9 protein-coding genes are annotated in these 20,443 nt (G+C 33.6%); 8 read left to right on the top strand and 1 reads right to left on the bottom strand.

The window, feature by feature from the left end:
• Positions 1–3: 3 nt before the first annotated feature.
• From FEM21_RS06050 to FEM21_RS06075, 6 genes are all read left to right on the top strand, one after another.
• Positions 4–2,124 (top strand): cation:proton antiporter, encoded by a 2,121-nt coding sequence (locus FEM21_RS06050; protein ID WP_035658885.1) that lies wholly within the window; start codon positions 4–6, stop codon positions 2,122–2,124.
• 262 nt (positions 2,125–2,386) lie between these two features.
• Positions 2,387–2,710, top strand: coding sequence for a DUF6660 family protein (locus tag FEM21_RS16160; RefSeq protein ID WP_051627501.1), 324 nt, complete (start codon positions 2,387–2,389; stop codon positions 2,708–2,710).
• A 171-nt stretch (positions 2,711–2,881) separates the two neighbouring features.
• The gene (locus tag FEM21_RS06060; RefSeq protein ID WP_035658887.1) at positions 2,882–7,198 is read left to right on the top strand and encodes a CusA/CzcA family heavy metal efflux RND transporter; all 4,317 of its coding nucleotides are present in this window, start codon (positions 2,882–2,884) and stop codon (positions 7,196–7,198) included.
• Between the two features lie 55 nt (positions 7,199–7,253).
• Positions 7,254–8,495: an efflux RND transporter periplasmic adaptor subunit gene (locus tag FEM21_RS06065; RefSeq protein ID WP_035658889.1), complete on the top strand. Its 1,242-nt coding sequence runs from the start codon at positions 7,254–7,256 to the stop codon at positions 8,493–8,495.
• A gap of 188 nt (positions 8,496–8,683) precedes the next feature.
• Positions 8,684–10,861: an HAD-IIB family hydrolase gene (locus FEM21_RS06070; RefSeq protein WP_035658890.1), complete on the top strand. Its 2,178-nt coding sequence runs from the start codon at positions 8,684–8,686 to the stop codon at positions 10,859–10,861.
• A gap of 3 nt (positions 10,862–10,864) precedes the next feature.
• Positions 10,865–12,376, top strand: coding sequence for a glycoside hydrolase family protein (locus tag FEM21_RS06075; RefSeq protein ID WP_035658891.1), 1,512 nt, complete (start codon positions 10,865–10,867; stop codon positions 12,374–12,376).
• 24 nt (positions 12,377–12,400) lie between these two features.
• On the opposite strand, the gene FEM21_RS06080 is transcribed toward FEM21_RS06075, so the two are convergent.
• Positions 12,401–12,841: a hypothetical protein gene (locus tag FEM21_RS06080; protein ID WP_035658892.1), complete on the bottom strand. Its 441-nt coding sequence runs from the start codon at positions 12,839–12,841 to the stop codon at positions 12,401–12,403.
• A gap of 521 nt (positions 12,842–13,362) precedes the next feature.
• On the opposite strand from FEM21_RS06080, the gene FEM21_RS06085 reads away from it, so the two are divergent.
• Together FEM21_RS06085 and FEM21_RS06090 are read left to right on the top strand one after the other, a co-directional pair.
• Positions 13,363–17,112 (top strand): hybrid sensor histidine kinase/response regulator transcription factor, encoded by a 3,750-nt coding sequence (locus FEM21_RS06085; protein WP_081824649.1) that lies wholly within the window; start codon positions 13,363–13,365, stop codon positions 17,110–17,112.
• Positions 17,113–17,480: 368 nt separating this feature from the next.
• Positions 17,481–20,429 (top strand): glycoside hydrolase family 2 protein, encoded by a 2,949-nt coding sequence (locus FEM21_RS06090; RefSeq protein ID WP_236353543.1) that lies wholly within the window; start codon positions 17,481–17,483, stop codon positions 20,427–20,429.
• Positions 20,430–20,443 lie beyond the last annotated feature (14 nt).

Consider the following 20,443-nt stretch of genomic DNA (forward strand, 5'->3'; position numbering starts at 1 on the left):
TTTATGGTATTAAGTATCCAACATCTCAGCTTTCCTCTTGAAGATCCGCTGCTAAAATACCTGATTGAGTTAATTATTATTTTATGTATTCCGCTTTTATTAAACAAAATAAAAGTACCGCATTTATTAGGACTTATCATTGCCGGAGCATTAATAGGACCTAATGGATTTAATGTACTTGCCCGCGACAGCAGTATTGTTGTTACCGGAACTACAGGTCTTTTATACATTATGTTTTTAGCAGGACTGGAAATCGATATGGGCGATTTTAAAAAGAATAAATGGAAGAGTATTACTTTTTCGATATACACTTTTATAGTTCCTTTTGTTTTAGGTCTTGTGGGTGGTTATTATATATTGAATTTTTCTCTTTTAACTTCGGTATTGTTTGCCAGTTTGTTTTCATCACACACACTTGTAGTGTATCCAATGGTTAGTAAATTAGGAATAGCTAAAAAACTAGTCGTTAATATTACCGTAGGTGGAACAATGATTACCGATGTGCTTTCACTTGTGGTTTTAGCCGTGGTGGTAGGAATGTCACAGGGTGAAGTAGGAACTTCATTTTGGGTAAAATTATCACTATCAATGCTGGCTTTTTCTCTAATAGTTTTATTAGGATTCCCTATCATAGCACGCTGGTTTTTTAAGAATGTAGAAGATAAAATTTCGCAATATATCTTTGTTGTGGTAATGATTTATTTGGCTTCTTTGTTGGCTGAATTAGCTGGAATCGAAGCGATTATTGGAGCTTTCTTTGCAGGTCTTGCCCTAAACAGACTGATACCACATACTTCATCATTAATGAATAGGGTAGAATTCGTAGGGAATGCCATTTTTATTCCTTTTTTCCTTATCAGTGTAGGGATGCTGATTGATTTTAATGCCTTTATCCAAAGTTGGGAAACTTTAGGCGTTGCTTCAATTATGCTGGTAGCTTCTATTGGCGGAAAATATGTAGCGGCTATTTTAACTCAAAAAACATTCCGATTTACTGATGATGAAGGGCGATTAATTTTCGGAATGAGTGCCGCATCAGCTGCTGCAACATTAGCATCAGTAATGGTGGGATATAATATAATCTTATCTGAAAATGAACTGGGAGAACCTGTCCGACTTTTAAATGAACATGTTCTTAACGGAAGTATTTTATTGATTCTAGTTTCTTGTACTGTTTCGTCCTTTGTATCTATGGCAAGTGCTCAAAAAATTGCCGATGCTGATAATGAAGAAACTGTAGCAGGTGAAGGTAATGAGGAAGAGAATATTTTACTGGCAGTAAATTATGATTATACTGTTGAAAAAATGGTCAATTTGGGACTTATTATCAAAAATAAATCGAATACAGACCGACTTTTTGCTTTGAATATAATCAACGAAGATAAAAGCGAATCGTCTGCAAAAAATGCTGAAAAATTACTAGGAGCTGCAGTCAATATGGCCGCAGCTGCCGATGTTAAACTGAATCCCATAACACGTCATGATAATGATGTTGTGACTGGTATTAACAATGTGGTTAAAGAACAAAATATTACTGATCTTGTCATTGCATTAGAAGAAAACAAAGGGTTTTCATCTTCTTTTAATTATAATTTATACAATGGTTATTTGCGTAACAAACAAATCAATGTAATGGCTTATCATGCGGTACAGCCTATTTCTACAATTAAAGAATATACTGTTCTAATTCCTGCAAATGCTGAACGTGAAGCAGGTTTTTTCCATTCTTTGTTAAGAGTCTGGAACATAGGAAAACATTCGGGAGCAAAAATGAATTTTTATGCTAATGAAAAAACAATTCAGATTTTAAAAAGTATCATTAAAAAAGCAAATATTGAAGCAGTTTTTAATCCGGTTAGTGATTGGGAACAAGCACAACAAGCCGCTTTTAATTTAGAGCAAGATGAAGGTTTAATAGTTTTAATGGCTCAAAGAGGTATGTATTCTTATTTTTCTAAAATGCAGGAAGTACCCGAAATTTTGAATAAAAATCTTAGAGATAATAATTATTTATTGATTTATCCATTCTCACAAGTGGATGATACAGTTACTGAAAGAAGAGCTGTAAGTAATCTGGATGATTTTGCTGATATTGGGAAAATTATAGGTAAAATTTTTAAATAGATTTTTAGGTTTATCCGTTTTGAGACTATCTTTTTACCACGAATTCACAAATTATTTTTTTGAATTCGAAGTTTTTAAATTTCACTAATTACAATTAACGCAATTGATTATTTGTGTAATAAAGAAAGAAATTATTCGTGAATTCGCGGCAAAATACAATTGGTAAAATTTTTAAATAGCTTTTGATAAGGTAGTTGTAATTATTTTGTAAAATTAACTTCACAATCTGATTACGGGAAATATTTTATACATTTGTAACTGTATGAAATCAATAACAACAATATTATTACTCTACATCATGGTGCTTCTGGCTGTGCCATGTGGTGATGTTTATAATAATTGTTCAGAATCTAAATTGAGCCTTCAGGAATCGAGTCATAGTCATAATCAGGATGAAGAGGATCATTGTACTCCTTTTTGTCAATGTGCCTGCTGCAGTGTTTCGGTAGTGAAATTTAATTTTAAATTACCGGAATTTAATGTTCCTCAGCCTGCAATTCATGTTAAAAATACAGTTATAAGAGACTGTCAAATTATTTCCAGCTACTCCGGAAATATATGGGAACCGCCCAAGTTTTTCGTTTAAATTTTATTTGAATGTGTTGTTTTAGCTAATGATTTTCCTTTGAATAATCATTAGTAATTTGCTGTATTTTATTCTTTATAATACAGTATTTAGCTGCGCACATTCTGATTTTTTTCCTATTATTTATTGGAGAAAACAACTATTCTTTAAACGTTAAATACAAATTAGATTGTGTTAGATACTATAATTAAATTCAGTATTAAGAACAAACTCATAATAGGTTTTATGACTTTGCTTCTTATAATTTGGGGTACCTGGAGTGCGACTAAATTGCCTATTGATGCTGTGCCTGACATCACAAATAATCAGGTGCAAATTTTTACCAGCTGTCCTACACTGGCAGGGCAGGAAGTAGAGCAACTGGTGACTTTCCCTATAGAACAAAGTATAGCCAATGTTCCAAAAATTCAGGAAGTCAGAAGTATTTCAAGATTTGGACTTTCGGTAATAACGGTAGTTTTTGATGAGGAAACTGATATTTATTTTGCCCGACAGTTGATTAATGAAAGGCTGAAAGAAGCTCAGGATAAAATTCCGCAAGGAGTAGGAACGCCCGAAATGGCGCCTGTAAGTACAGGTTTAGGCGAAGTGTACCAATATATTATTCATCCTAAAAAAGAAAGTAAGCATAAATATAATGCCAAAGATTTACGTACCATGCAGGACTGGATTGTTGCGAGACAATTGTATGGAACGCCCGGAATTGCTGAGGTAAACAGTTTTGGAGGGGAATTAAAACAATACGAAGTAGCCGTGAATCCTGACAGATTGAAAGCTATGGGAGTTAGTATTCCTGATATTTTTACTGCTTTGCAAAAAAACAATCAAAATACAGGAGGTGCTTATATTGATAAAAAACCGAATGCTTATTTTATCAGAGGAATTGGCTTGGTTACTTCTTTAGAGGATATCAAAAAAATAGTCGTTAAAAATACAGGAACAGTACCCATTTATGTTAGTGACGTGGCCGAAGTACGTTTTGGAAGCGCAGTCAGATATGGAGCTTTAACCTACAATGGTGAAGTAGATGCAGTAGGTGGCGTAGTAATGATGCTAAAAGGCGAAAACAGTAATGAAGTTGTAAAACGGATTAAAGAAAAACTGCCTACTATTCAAAAATCACTTCCTGATGACATTATTATCGAACCTTATTTAGATAGAACTGATTTAGTAGGAAGAGCAATTAGTACCGTTGAGAAAAATCTAGTGGAAGGAGCTTTGATTGTCATTTTTGTACTGGTTTTGTTCTTAGGAAATTTACGTGCTGGTTTAATTGTGGCTTCGGCTATTCCGCTGGCGATGTTATTTGCTTTAGGCATGATGAATGTTTTTGGCGTAAGCGCTAATTTAATGTCACTTGGAGCTATCGATTTCGGATTGATTGTAGATGGAGCTGTCATTGTTGTCGAAGCTACGCTGCATCATCTGGGAATGCGTAAAACTAAAAATGCTTTTACACAGGACGAAATGGATGAAGAAGTTTTTCAGTCAGCGTCTAAAATTCGTACCAGTGCTGCCTTTGGAGAAATCATTATTTTGATTGTTTATATTCCAATTTTAACGTTGGTGGGAGTGGAAGGAAAAATGTTCCGCCCGATGGCGCAAACAGTAGGTTTTGCGATTTTTGGAGCGTTGATTTTGTCCTTGACTTATATCCCGATGATGTGTGCTTTATTTTTATCCAAGAAGCCAAATCACAAAGAAAATTTCAGTGATAAAATAATGCGTAAACTGCAAAATTTGTATCAGCCTTTGCTTCAAAAAGTAATTAGGGTTAAGTATGCTATTGTTGGTTTTACAGGAATTTTATTTGTAATTGCTATCTTTTTCTTTAGCAAAATGGGAGGAGAATTTATACCGCAATTGCAGGAAGGCGATTATGCTTTTCATTGTATTTTGCCACAGGGAAGTTCGCTAAACCAAAGTATTGAAACTTCGATGCAGGCTTCCAGAATAATCAAAGAATTTGATGAGGTTAAAATGGTTGTTGGAAAAACAGGAGCCGCCGAAGTCCCTACAGATCCAATGCCACCCGAAGCAACCGATTTAATGGTGATTTTAAAACCTCAAAGAGAATGGAAATCAGGCAGAGATTTTAATGAATTGTCGGATGCCATTACTGAAAAACTTGAAGTGATTCCCGGAGTCTTTTTCGAGAAAAACCAGCCTATTCAAATGCGTTTTAACGAATTGATGACAGGAATCAGACAAGATGTTGCTGTAAAAATATTTGGTGAAAACATTGATACACTTTCTGTTTATGCTAAGGAAGTGAGTAAAGTTATTCAGAGTGTCGAAGGCGCTACTTCGCCTCAAGTAGAAAGAGTAAGCGGCTTACCTCAAATTAATATTGAATACGACAGAACCCGAATTGCTAATTACGGACTGACTATTGAAGACGTAAATGATGTGGTAAGTACGGCTTTTGCAGGAAAAAGTGCAGGACAGGTTTATGAAAATGAACGGCGTTTTGATTTGGTGGTGCGTCTCGACAGCGTTCACAGAAGCAGTATTTACGATGTTAGTAATTTGATGATTCCAACGAGTACTGGTAATCAAATTCCATTATCACAAGTGGCGAATGTCAATTATAAATTAGGTCCGGCACAGATAAGCAGGGAAGCAGGAAAACGCCGAATAGTGGTAGGATTTAATGTGCAGGGACGCGATGTGCAAAGTGTTGTAGAAGATATTCAGCAAAAATTATCTGAGAAAGTAAAATTACCATCAGGATATTATTTTACTTATGGAGGTCAGTTTGAAAATCTTCAGGAAGCAAGTGCCCGTTTGACGATTGCCGTTCCGGTTTCACTTTTATTAATTTTTGCATTGCTGTATTTTACATTCCGTTCTTTTAAACAGGCAATTTTAATTTTTACAGCGATTCCTATGAGTGCTATCGGAGGGATTTTTGCCCTGATGTTAAGAGGAATGCCGTTTAGTATCAGCGCCGGAATAGGTTTTATTGCTTTGTTTGGTGTGGCGGTTTTAAATGGTATTGTTTTGATAGGCACTTTTAACCAACTTGAAAAAGAAGGAATGACAAATATTTTCGAAAGAGTAAAAGAAGGAACTATCACCAGGCTTCGTCCTGTATTAATGACGGCTATGGTAGCGTCGTTAGGATTTTTACCAATGGCAATTAGCAGCAGTGCAGGAGCTGAAGTTCAAAAACCACTGGCAACTGTAGTTATTGGTGGATTGATAACCGCAACCTTTCTTACGCTTTTTGTATTGCCATTATTGTATATTATTTTTAATTCGAAGTTTAATTTTAATTCGAAATGGAAAATAGGAAATACAACTATAGTAATTCTTTTATGTCTTGTTGTTTTTAGTTCTGCCAATGCACAACAAAGAATTTCGATGGATGAAGCAGTAATGACAGCTTTGAAAAATAATCAGCAATTAGGTGTTAATGAAGCCGAAATTAAAAGTGCAGGATTGAATGTTAAAACAGCTTATGACATTCCTAAAACAGGAATTTTTGCTGAAAATGAAGATCTTCGCCCATCGGATAATGTGGGGATTTTAAAAATTGGTATTTCGCAAAGTGTTGCCTGGCCAGGTTTGTATGCTGCCCGAAAGGATTATTTTAAAGAACAATTGAAATATGCTGAACTGAATACCGATGTTTTAAACGCAACAATCAAAAGAGATGTGCGTATGGCTTATTACCAATTATGGTATTTGCAGGACAAGCAATTATTGTACAAACGTTTAGATAGTATTTATACTTTACTCTCAAAAACAACTGAAGTTCGTTTAAAAGCGGGTGATATTGCCAAACTGGATAAAATTGCAGCTGATGCAAAATTATTAGAACTAAAAGCTTTTTCTGACCAAAACAAAAAGGATATGAATGTGCAACAGCAGCAATTAATGATGCTTTTAAATCAAAACGAATGGCTGCTTCCTGTCGAAAATCCTTTAGGCAAAGCGGATGTTATTTTGGCAGAAAATAACGGTTTGCATCCTTTGTTAGTATTGCAGGAACAAAATGTAAAAGTTGCACAATCTAATGTTTCGGTACAAAAAAACAGTAACAGACCAGAGTTGTCAGGTAGAGTTTTTAGCCAAAGACTTTGGGGAGCTAGTGATCCATTTACAGGATTTTCGGCAACGGCATCTTTTCCTATTTTTGGAGCTGGTTCGGCACATAACAAAGTAAAAGCAGCGTCGGCAGAGAAAGAAGTGCAGGAAAGGAATTTGGAATACCAAAAACAGCAGTTGCAAACGCAAAAAGCTTCTGCAATTGCCGAAATTGAAAAACATCTTTCGTTATTAAATTTTTATGAAACGGCCGGATTAAAACAAGCAGAAGAAATTATAAAAGCAGCTACATTGAGTTATAAATCGGGCGAAATAAGTTTTGGAGAACTGGGACAATTTTTAAGTCAGGCTGTGGGAATTCGACAGAATTATTTGGATATTCTAAATCAGTATAATCAATCAGTTGTTCAGTTTAATTATTTCAATAATAAATAATCTATAGTTTTCTGTTTTTTGAAGAATGGAATAGAAAATTTTAAAAGTGTAAAAAATGAAAATCAATATTAAAATTTTAATTAGTGTAATTGCTTTCTTTTCACTGATTAGTTGCCAACAAAACAAAAAAGATGTTGATAATGAAAATTCGGAAATAACGAAAGAAGCTGAACACGAAGAAGAAATTCCGACAGTTGCTGCTTTAACTCAGGAACAAATCAAAGCTGTTGGAATTACTTTGGGAACTATTGAAAATAGAAACCTGACAGCTTCTATAAAAGCAAATGGTGCGTTGAGAGTTCCTAATAATAATAAAGCGAATGCAACTTCACTTTACGGTGGAGTGATAAAAACCTTAAAAGTTCAGTTAGGTGATTATGTTCGAAAAGGACAAGTGATTGCTACCATTGAAAATCCGCAGTTTATACAGTTGCAGGAAGAATATTTGACCATTGGAAGCAGAATGCTATTAGCCGATCAGGAATTACAGCGTCAGCGTGAACTTCAGGAAGGCAATGCTGGAGCTTTAAAGAATTTACAAAGCGCGACAGCCGAGATGAATTCGCTTCGTGCGCGTAAAGCTTCGCTTCAAAGACAAATTCAGTTGATGGGAATTAATCCGGCAAAGATTAGTGCTGCAAATTTAAAATCGGCATTGACGGTTATCAGTCCTGTAAGCGGAACGGTGAGTAATGAATTTGCTAAAATAGGTAGTTATGTAGATGTGTCTTCGCCTGTTGTCGAAATTGTAGATAACAGTCTGATACATTTAGATCTTCAAATTTTTGAAAAAGATTTACCAATGGTTAAAGAGGGACAGTTAGTTCATTTTACGCTGACGAATAATCCTGCGACTTCCTATACTGCTAAAGTTTTTAATATAGGCTCTTCTTTTGAAGACGAAAGCAAAACAGTTGCTGTTCACTGTAACGTTACAGGAAATAAACAGGGACTTATAGATGGTATGAATATTTCGGCAATGATTGGTATTGGTACTGCTAAAACAGCTGCAGTACCTAACGAAGCTATAGCAGAGGCTGATGGAAAATACTATATTTTTGCACAAACGAATAAAAAACCAGAAGAAAATCATAAACATGAAGCCGGTGAAAAACATAGTGAAGCCGAAGAAAATAGTATCAATTTCGAAAAAATTGAAGTAGCAAAAGGAGTTTCAGAAGTGGGATATACAGCAATAACTTCAGTTAAAGAAATTCCAACAGGAACAAAAATTGTTACCAAAGGAACTTTCTTTGTAAATGCTAAACTTAGTAATTCAGGAGGTCATGAACATTGATTGAAACGAATCTTTTTGTGTAGAAATGTCAGTTTTGTATAAAAAAGTACCTCATTGAGGTGCTTTTTCCATTAAAATAGTAATGTTATATAACATATAAGTAAAATTGTATAAGTATTGCTTCTTCTGTTTTTTATATTATTGTAAACTAACATTTATATGTTAGCCAAAACATCAAAAACATAAAAATGGAAAAGGGAAAATTACGAATTTCAATAATTAATATTCACGGGCTTTTAAAGAAGTCAGGACTCGAAATAGGAAGAGATGCAGATAATGGAGGACAAACAAAATATGTATTTGAACTTGCCGAATTTTTATCACAGCATGAGGATGTTGAACATGTAGATTTATTTACACGGCTTATTGATGATCCCGCACTTTCACCTGAATATGCTATACCTATTGAAACCGTAAATGATAAATTCAGTATTAGAAGAATTCCTTTCCTGGGGAAAAAATACAAATCAAAAGAACAGTTGTGGGAAGGACTCGATACTTTTGTAGATGGTATTGTACAGCATATTAAATTTCATGATATTTTTCCCGACTGGATTCATTCCCATTACGGAGATGCCGGTTATGTAGCCTCCGAATTATCTACCATTTTAAACATTCCGTTTGCTCATACTGGACATTCACTAGGATATTATAAAAAGAAAAAATTACTGGAATCAGGTAACAGCGAGGAAGAACTGGAGAAAAAGTTTAAGTTTAAACAAAGAATCAGTGCTGAAGAAAGAACATTAGAATTATCGGAATTTATAGTCACTTCTACTGAGCAGGAAATAGAAACTTACAGGCCTTATGAAAATTTCAATCTGGGAAAATATCATGTAATTTCGCCTGGAATTGATACCAGAAAATTTGTTCCTTATTATCATATAGAACAGGATTCTAATAAAAATTTGGAAGAAGAACAGCGTAAATATTGGGTAGCCGAATCGATTTCTAAATTCTTAATTAATCCGCATAAGCCAATTATTTTAGCGCTTTCCAGACCTGATCGTCATAAAAATTTGCATACTCTTATCAATGTTTATGGAAAAGATAAAGAACTGCAAAGCATAGCTAATTTGGTCATTTTTGCAGGTATTCGAAGAAATATTATAAAAATGCCGGAATCAGAAAAAGAGGTTTTAACAGATTTACTTTTGTTAATGGATAAGTACGACTTGTATGGAAAAATGGCTATTCCTAAAAAACATGATGTAGAAAACGAAGTTTCTCTTATTTATCGCTATGCAGCAGAAAAAAGAGGCGTGTTTGTTAATCTTGCGCTTCATGAAAATTTTGGACTTACTGTAATCGAATCGGCTAGTTCCGGACTTCCGGTAATCGTTACTGAAAACGGGGGACCTTCGGAAATTATTCCAACATGTCAGAATGGAGAATTGGTAAATCCTGAAGATGCAAGCCAAATTAGAAAATCATTACTGAATGTTTTAACTGATGAAAATAAGTGGCGTTACTATTCGAATAATGGCGCAATTAATATTCAAAAACACTACAGCTGGCTTAGTCACGTTAATCAATATATGGAGTTAATTAAAGAAAACTTATCTGTATCTTCCCGATTGGGAACTAAAAAACATTATGACGTAATAAATAGCGACCGTTTGAAAAGAAAGGTTGAAAATTTACTAGTCTCGGATATTGATGGAACTCTTATTGAACCTAAATTGAATAATCCCGGTCTCGAAGATTTAAAAACACATTTAGTTAATAGAACAGATACAATGGCTTTTGCGATGGCTTCGGGTCGTAATTTGGACTTAGTGAAACAAATTATTAAAGACGAAAAATTTCCATCGCCTGATTTTATAATTTGCTCTGTAGGAACTGAGATTTATTATATTAAAGGAAATGATTTTATTTTAGATAAAGGATGGGCTAAATTTTTAGCAGGCAGATGGAATAGAGAAGATATTGAGAATCGTCTTAAAGAAATTCCCTGGATACGATTGCAGGAAGAAGAAGCGCAGAATCCGTTTAAAATTTCGTATTATTATGATGAAGAAAAGTACGATAGAGAAGCACTAATTAAAGCATTGGGAACAGGATGGTATAAAGTGAATATTATTCCAAGTCACGGAAAATTTATTGATTTTATCCCAAAAAGAGCATCGAAAGGAAATGCCATAAAATTTTTATGCCGAAAATGGTCTATTCCTCTTGGAAATGTAGTTGCAGCCGGCGATTCAGGAAATGATATTGATATGTTCAGAGCTCCGGTAAAAGGAATTATTGTTGGAAATCGTAGCTCGGAATTGGCAGAATATGTAACAAACAAAAATATTTTTGTGGCTGAGAGTGCTGCTTCGGCGGGCATTTTAGAAGGATTAAAACATTATAAAATAATTTAATATATGTATGCAGGTTCAGGATTTAGTAACTGGGAAATAGGCGATGTTGATGTATTTATAGATGAAAGTGGTATTCATCATTTATTTCATTTAATTATCCCTAATCACGATTATATTGCACATGCTATATCTAAAGATGGTCTTTCGTGGAGAAGAATTAAAAATGCACTTTGGGTTGGTGATCCAGGGCAATGGGATGACGATATGCTTTGGACAATGCATGTGAGTAAAAAATCTGAAGGCGAAGGATATGAAATGTATTATACAGGTCTTAAACGACAGGATAAAGGAATTATTCAAAAAATAGGAAGAGCCGTTTCAGACGATTTAATCAATTGGACAAAAGATAAAGGATATGGAATGCCTTTTAAAAGTCGTGCACCGTATTATGAAAGTTCGGATAATAATCCGCGCGAATGGCTTAGTTTCAGAGATCCGTTTAAATATCAGTTTGAAGGAGAAGATTATTTGTTAATATGCGCCCGAAGTGCGGTGGGACCAACATATCGAAGAGGCTGTATCGGGGTAGCAAAGAGAGAAGATGATGGTTTTGTTCTTCAAAAACCCTTACACGTTCCTTATGTTTATGATGATGTAGAATGTCCTTGCGTGATAGAAATAAAAGGAACTCATTATCTGCTGGGATCGATTCGGGAGGATGTTAAAATTCGTTATTGGTTTTCTCCTGATTTTAAAGGAGAATACCATGCTTTTCATAATAATGTTTTAATGCCACAAGGAAATTATGCTGCCCGAATTGTAAAACAAGACGAGCATTATTTAGTATATAATTTTTATTTTATTGGAGGAAATGTAAATACCTACCGTGTTATTCCGCCGCCAAAAGAGTTAGATATTGATAGTAGCGGCCGACTTGTTCTTAAATCCTATCACCATTGGAAAACCCTTTATTTAAAAACAATTTTCCAGCAAGATTTGCCTATTCCTAAACCAATTTTAGGAAATCCGTCTGCGACTTTCACATTGAAAAGTGTTTCAAAATGGCGATTTGGATGCAGAAGCGGTTACGAAGTTTTTTGTTTCGAAAAGCCTTCAAAAGATTTTGTCTGGGAAGGAACGCTTACTGTTGAAGGAATGGGAAAAACAGGATTTGTTATGGAATGTGACGAGCAGGGAACAGCTTATTATATTTCGATTGATTTTGTTAATGGTTTTGTACAATTCAGAGCCTGGGGATTTAATGAAAAAGATGTCAAGAATAATTTTGTTTTTGAAAACATTCAAACCAATATGTTTGAAATAGTAGAAAGCAAAGAAATCTCTTTTAAAATCATTCGCTATGGAAATTATTTCGAACTATCAATTAATGATGTTGTTAAGCTAACATTACTGGATTTTAAATATAATGATGGTAAAATAGGCGTTTATGTTTGTTCTGCTGTGGTTTCTGTAAGTGATTCAAAAATACACGCACTTCCTGAACCAGAAAACGAATACGCAACCTCAGATCCAATTAAATCATTTGAAGAATACCTTAAAAAGACGCCTATGTAAATTTTATTTATTTTGATGGTAAAATTATTTTTGTTGGATTCTTTCCATTAGTCTAATGACTGCTGCAGTAGTAAGTGCGCCAGCTAAATAATAGCCTACTACTAATGCTTTGGTCGTAAATGTTTTGGTAACCGGTTCGTCATTTAATCCTATTTTTTCAGGTAAATTGACTGCACTTAGACCTCCCAAAATTCCTGAAGAAGCTGCTTTTAGCCACAAATCATTTTCTTCACCATCAATCATGCTATAGTAAGCAGTATTGCTGAGAATGTCACTGACAATTGCGGTACCAAATAATGATTCATTTTCGATATCTAAACCAAAATATTCGGCTGTTTTTTGAACAGCTTCTTTGCCAACCAAATCGATATGAGGCATATTTTCGTTTACATTTTTTAAAGATTCATTAAGTATAGTTAGGACTACTGCTCCGGCTAAACCTCCAATTATATTCTTACTTTCCATATTTAAGTTTATAAAAATTGTCCGATGCATGTTGTCTATTGTAGTGAAATTGATCCTGCTTAAGCAAGACGTAGGTTTTTTGCATATACGAACGGGTGGAAAGTATAAGCACCGTTACAACTCACATCTACAACCTGATTTTACCCGTGTTCATCGTTTTAAACATGCATCCGGACAATAAGATTAGGTAATGTTATTATATAAAACAATTGAACAAACTGTTCTTGTTTGTAATTTTATATAATCAAATGTACCCGAAATGCATATGTTTATTTTACAGAATTTAAAATGAAGATTATACAATTGCCACCAAAACTATTACTCTTTAAGAAGTGAAAGTCACTAGATTTTCATAGATTTATTTAATGTAGATGTAAATAAAATTCGATTTTAGTCTATTATTTAATTGTCAAGTTATGATTGATGATGGCAATTTATGATACTTTAAATAAATTATAGGATTTTACATTTGTAAAAGATTAATTAAATATCCATCTAAAGAATACTAAAACCCATCATTAATGCTTTATCTAAAATCAGAATTTTATAAACCATTTTTCTTGTATGCTACACGTTTGAAAATTGTGATAGGAGTTTTTATCTTGGCTAATAATGCTGTTATCTTATCTCAAACTTCAATTAAAAATTTTGCATATATCACTTCTAATAATGGATTATCTCAAAATACTGTTCTGGGTATTGTAAAAGATAAATATGGATTTATGTGGTTTGGAACCTGGAACGGGCTTTGTCGTTATGATGGTTATACTTTTAAAACATATCTTTATAATCCTACGGATAAAAAAAGTTTAAACAGTAATCGAATTCATAATTTAAAGTTAGATAAAAATAAAAATCTATGGATAAGGACTTTTAATGATGATGAATTATGCCGATATAATTACGAAAAAGACAATTTTGACAGAATAGCCCGAAAATCTCCGGATGATTCATTATTTACATGGACTGACAGACGTAAACATATTGCTATTACTAATGTGAAGCATAAAGATATTATATGGCATATTGATATTAGCAAAAATCGTTTGATTGAAACAAATAGTAAACAAGGAACGGTTAAGGCATATGAAAGCAGTTTAGACGGTTCCGGAGGATTGAATGATGCTTATGTAACTGATATTTATAAGGACAACCATAATATTTTATGGATAGGAACTTTTGGTAATGGGATTAATAAAGCCAATTTAAATGCCAAACCTTTTTCAAATTATTATGAAGATTCATCGGTTGATGGTTTTATTGTAGATCAAAATGTTACTGCTATTTGTGAAGATAAAAAAGGTGATATATGGATTGGTACCCGGGATGAAGGCATAACTATAATAGATGTTAAAAACCGAACTGCAAAAACGGGACCCGCTCAATTGAAAAAAGAGCAAATTAGATCTATTGTATGTGATTCTGGAGGGGTTATGTGGATAGGGACAAAAGAAGGCGTAGTGAGTTATAATCCTTACAGCGGTTTGTTTAAAGACTTCTCTAAATCTATTAATTCCTCTGTTTTTAGTATAATTGAAGATGATGAAAATAATTTGCTGCTTGCAACATGGCAGGGTATTTATAAATATGTTATTTCGTCAAATCGTTTTGTTTCGTATCCTTCTGCAAACTTTTTACTTCATCCACATACCAGAGTGATTATGAAAGACCGTAAAGGTAGGATATGGGTGGGATGCGAAGGAGCATATGGGAATGAAGGAGGAATAAGTGTATTGAAACCAATAAGTGGTAAAGATGGATTTAAATTAGAAAATCATTTTGTTCATAACGAAAACAAAAAATCCATTAGTGATAATCGTATCAATTGTATTTATGAAGATAAAGAAGGTGTCATTTGGATTGGAACCGGAAATGGTTTAGATAGATATGATTCTAAAAATAAAAGTTTTACGAATATTTCTTCTTCAATTATACAATTTCCTAAATCTTCAATATCAGCAATTTTAGAAGACAATAAAGGGAATTTATGGATAAGTCATAAAAAAGGAATATCGCAGTTAAACAAAAAAAATTATGATGTAAGAACATATACTTTACAAGATGGTTTACAAAGTAATGAGTTTTCCAGTGGCGCTGCTTTTAAAAGTTCATTGAAAGATAAACTATATTTTGGTGGAAATAATGGTTTAAGTGCTTTTGATCCAGATGAAATACTTGCTGAAAAAACACTTCCGCAAACAGTATTGACCGAGTTACAAATATTAAATAAATCAGTAGCCATAAATGAAGAAATAAACGGACGTGTACTACTTAAAAAGCCGCTTTATTTAACTAAGAGCATAGAATTAAGAAATCAGGATAAAAGTATTTCTATAGAATTTGCGGCTTTGCATTATTCAAATCCTCAGGCTAATAAATACGCATATAAACTAGAAGGATTTGATAAAGAATGGGTTTATACCGATGCAAAAAGAAGATTTGCAAGCTATTCAAATCTTGATGCAGGGAATTATGTATTTAAAGTTATCTCTTCAAATAGTGATGGTGTTTGGAATAAGATTCCGGCTAGCTTAGAAATAATTGTAAAACCACCATTTTGGGCGAGTATCTGGGCGTATATTTTTTACGTACTACTTGTTGTTGCTATTTTGTATGTATATCATATTTACTCAACAAAATTGGCTAACCTAAAATCAAAACTGGCTTATGAAGCTTTTTTACATGAGCAGGAACAAAATAAACTACAGTTTTTTACTAATATATCTCACGAAATAAAAACACCTTTAACATTGATTCTTGCACCTTTAGAGAGACTTTTAGATATATTAAAAGAAAATAAAACAGCTCATTCTCAGCTGCAAACTATAAAAATGAGTGGAGATCGTTTGTTAAAATTGGTTAACCAACTTTTGGATTTTAGAAAATTAGAAACAGGCAATTTCAATTTGGATTTTTGTAATAATGATATTATTGCATTGCTACAACGTACATTAAAAACTTTTGAGGATACTGCTAAATTGCAAGGAATTCATTTGAAATTAGAAGCTAATACTGATCATTTTGTTTTTGTATATGATGAAGATAAGATAGAAAAAGTACTTTATAATTTATTGAGTAATGCGTTGAAATTTACTCCGGATTCAGGGATTATTACCATACGTTTTTCAACTGTGAAAGATAATAATAATGGTTTTGCAGTTATCGAAGTTATAAATCAAGGTATATCAGTAATTGAGGAAGAAGATTTAGATGTTATTTTTCAGCCTTTTCATCAGGGGAAAAAGAATAATTCTGGAGGAACTGGCCTAGGACTTGCTTTTACTAAAGGCCTTGTAGAGCAGCATGGCGGTGTTATTAATGTTTCAAGTATAAAAAATAATGCTGAAAATTGTCTGACAACTTTTAAAGTCATGCTTCCGTTGCAACAAGAGAATATTGATTTTAAAACTAATTCGGAAATAAATGATGTTGAAAATGTAGTTTTAAACCAATATGATAATTTTGAAAATTTTATTACGGATGAAAATCCTAAAAAGACTTTGGTAAGAAAACATACTTTACTCATTGTCGAAGATAATAATGAGTTAAGAACTTATTTAAAAGAGTATTTTTCGGAATTTTATTTTGTCATTGAAGCCAGTAATGGAAAAGACGGTTTTGATGTTGCTTCCAGCCAGCTTCCTGATTTGATTCTTTCAGATGTTATGATGGATGTTATGGATGGATTTGAGTTTTGCAGTTTAATTAAAACCAATATTAAAACCTCTCATATTCCTGTAATATTGCTTACTGCTCAAACTCCTTTAGAGTCTGAAATTCAGGGAATAGAAACCGGAGCAGATGCCTACATGACTAAGCCTTTTAATTTAGCTCTTTTAGAAGCAAGAATAAAAAATCTTCTTATATCAAGAAGTAAACTAAAAGAACGATACCGAAAAGAAATTTCATTGAAGCCAACTGATGAACAACCTCAATCAGCAGATGAGAAATTATTACAAAAATTGTTAGCTTTTATTGAAGAGAATCTTTCAAATTCCGAATTAGGTGTAGAGGAAATTTGCATAGGAGTTGGAGTAAGTCGCAGTCAGCTTTATCGAAAAGTAAAAGATCTTACCGGTTTGAGTATTTCAGAAATTCTAAAAGAAATACGCTTAAAGAAAGCGCAGCAATTATTAACAGATTCTAAATTTACCATTGGTGAAATTGCTTATAGGGTAGGTTTTTCGGATGCTGATTATTTTAGAAAATGCTTTAAATCTGAACTTGGAATGTCTCCAACGGATTACATGAAAAAGGCTGCTTCGAAGTAGAAGGAACTCTTAATTTTACTTCATACTTGTAAAATCAATAAAATCTATTTTATAGAAAAATATTAATTAATTTATTTGACTGATAAAAAAAGCCTTAAAAAACCATTAATTATTTGGATAATATAGGCTTTGGTCATTTTTTACCTGTATTTAGGGACGATTTTACGTCCCTGTTTTTTTAGCTGCAATTTATATTTGTCTTATTAGCAATAAGGATTTTTTATTGTTAATGTAAGTGTTGTAGAATTTTAAATCTACTCTAATTGTTCACACACTTAATAATCATTAGACCTAATAATTCAAATAAAATGACTTACTATCTTAGAGTATTTGCTCTCTCAGTTTTAATAGGATTTATTAATCCAATTATGCTATTATCACAAACTAAAAATGGATTGCAAAATAAATTCAATTTTAATGCCCAATGGCTTCTAAAAATAGGAGATGTACCTAATGGTGCCGAAGTAGGATTAAATGATAATTCATGGAAAAAAATCACGCTTCCACGGGCATTTAATGAAGATGAAGCTTTTAGAGTTCCTATCGATAGTTTAAGTACTTCTATTGTTTGGTATCGAAAACATTTTAAGTTACCTAAAGGAGCATTAAAGAAAAAGGTATTTCTAGAATTCGAAGGAATACGTTTTGGAGGCGAATTTTATGTAAATGGGAAATCAGTAGGAATTCATGAAAATGGAGTAATGGCTGTAGGTCTTGATATTTCGGATTTTGTTAAAAACGGTGATAACGTAATTGCTGTTCGAATTGATAATTCATGGAATTATAAAGAACGTGCAACAGGGAGTAACTATCAATGGAATGATAAAAACTTTAATGCTAATTACGGAGGAATTCCTAAAAACGTTTATCTGTATATAAAAGACAAGGCGTATCAAACTTTACCATTGTACAGTAATTTAGGAACTACAGGAACTTATGTGTATGCTAAACAAATAAATATAACAAAGAAAAGTGCCATAATACATGCCGAATCACAAATTCGTAATGAGAATAAAAATGCTGTAAATGCACGTTATGAAATCAAAATTCAGGATGCAGATAATAAGGTTGTTAAAACATTCTCTGGTAAAAATACAACTATAAAACCAGGCGAAACAACGACACTTTCGGCTGAAGAAGAAGTTAATGATTTAAATTTCTGGAGTTGGGGTTATGGTTATTTGTATAAAGTTACTACAACACTTTATGCTAATAATAAAGCTGTAGATGTGGTAGAAACACGTACAGGTTTTCGAAAAACGCGTTTTGCAGACGGAATGGTTTGGTTAAATGATCGTGTTATCCAAATGAAAGGTTATGCGCAACGTACCAGTAATGAGTGGCCGGCTGTCGGTATGAGTGTGCCGTCATGGCTAAGTGATTATTCGAATAAATTAATGGTGGAGAGTAATGCTAATCTAGTGCGCTGGATGCATGTTACACCATGGAAACAAGATGTAGAAAGCTGTGATCGTGTGGGATTGATACAAGCGATGCCTGCAGGTGATTCAGAAAAAGATGTTGAAGGACGCAGATGGGAACTACGGGTTAATCTTATGCGGGATGCAATTATTTACAATCGTAACAATCCAAGTATTTTATTCTATGAAAGTGGGAATGAATCAATTTCTGAAGACCACATGAAAGAGATGAAAGCTATTAGGGATAAATATGATCCTTATGGAGGTCGTGCTATAGGTTCCCGCGAAATGCTGGACAGTAAAATAGCGGAGTATGGAGGTGAGATGCTTTATATTAATAAAAGTGCACACATTCCTATGTGGGCTACTGAATATTGCAGAGATGAAGCATTACGTAAATATTGGGATGATTACTCTTATCCATTTCATAAAAATGGCGAAGGATCAAAAGGATACCGTTCGACAGTTACTAATACTACCGAAAAGAAACCTGATGCTCAGGCTTATAATCAAAATCAGGATTCTTTTGCAAGAGAAGATGTAACCCGTTGGTTTGATTATTTCAGGGTACGTCCCGGTACAGGTGATCGGGTAAGTTCAGGTGGAGTAAATATCATTTTTTCAGATTCTAATACTCATTTTAGAGGTCAGGAAAATTACAGAAGAAGCGGAGAAGTAGATCCAATGCGTATTCCTAAAGATGCCTTTTTTGCGCATCAGGTTATTTGGGACGGTTGGGTAGATATCGAAAAATACCGTACGCATATAGTGGGGCATTGGAACTACACACCTGATGTTGTAAAAGATGTGACTGTAATAGCTAATGGTGAACAAACAGAATTATTCATTAATGGTAAATCACAAGGTTTTGGAACCCGTAGTAGTGGATTTATTTTCACTTTCCCTAATATTCGCTGGGAAAAAGGAGTAATTACCGCAGTAAGTTATGATGAGAATAAAAAAGAATTAAGCAGAGCCGAAATTAAAACTGCCGGAGAACCTGCTTCACTTCGTCTAACAGAAATGCATGCTCCTGACGGATTCAAAGCCGACGGTGCCGATCTTGCCCTTGTACAAATAGAAGTTGTTGATGCAAACGGTAATCGTTGTCCGTTAGCAAATGATGTAATCACTTTTGATTTAGAAGGTCCGGCTGAATGGCGCGGAGGTATCGCTCAGGGTAAAGATAATTTTATTCTATCTAAAGTGCTTCCGGTTGAATGTGGAGTTAACAGGGTTTTAATTCGTTCTACAGATAAAAACGGGATAGTCAAACTAACTGCTCAAGCCAAAGGATTGCCTACTACTGAGATAAAACTAACTACTGTTAAAGCAGATAATAAAGATATCTCCAATTACATTACGGGTAATCATCAACCTTTAAACCTTTCGAGAGGAGCAACCCCAGAGCGACCTTCGTATAAAGTAAGCCGTAATTCGATAAAAATTGTAGGCGCTGATGCCGAAAGTAATTCTAAAAAAGTAGGCCTTAGTTATGATGATAACGAATTAACGGAATGGACTAATAATGGTATTGCAAAAACAGGCTGGATAACATACGAATTAGAAAGAGATGCTGAGATTAGTGAAATTGAATTAAAGCTTTCAGGCTGGAGAATGCGCAGTTATCCAATACAAATATTTATTGATGGAAAACTAATCTATACAGGTGAAACTCAAAAAAGTTTAGGTTATATCTCAATACCGATAACACCTACAAAAGGACGTTTTGTTAAAATACAATTAAACGGACAGAGTGTCGATAAAGATGCCTTTGGAGAGATTGTAGAAATCACCGGACAAAAAGAACTAGACCTCTATAAAGACCCTAAAGCCGCTAATGTTGGAGGACAGCTACGCATAGTTGAAGTAGAATTTTATGAAAAAGCAAAATAAAAGCTTTAACTGAT

This window comes from Flavobacterium seoulense (assembly GCF_000695795.1).
Classification (GTDB): domain Bacteria; phylum Bacteroidota; class Bacteroidia; order Flavobacteriales; family Flavobacteriaceae; genus Flavobacterium; species Flavobacterium seoulense.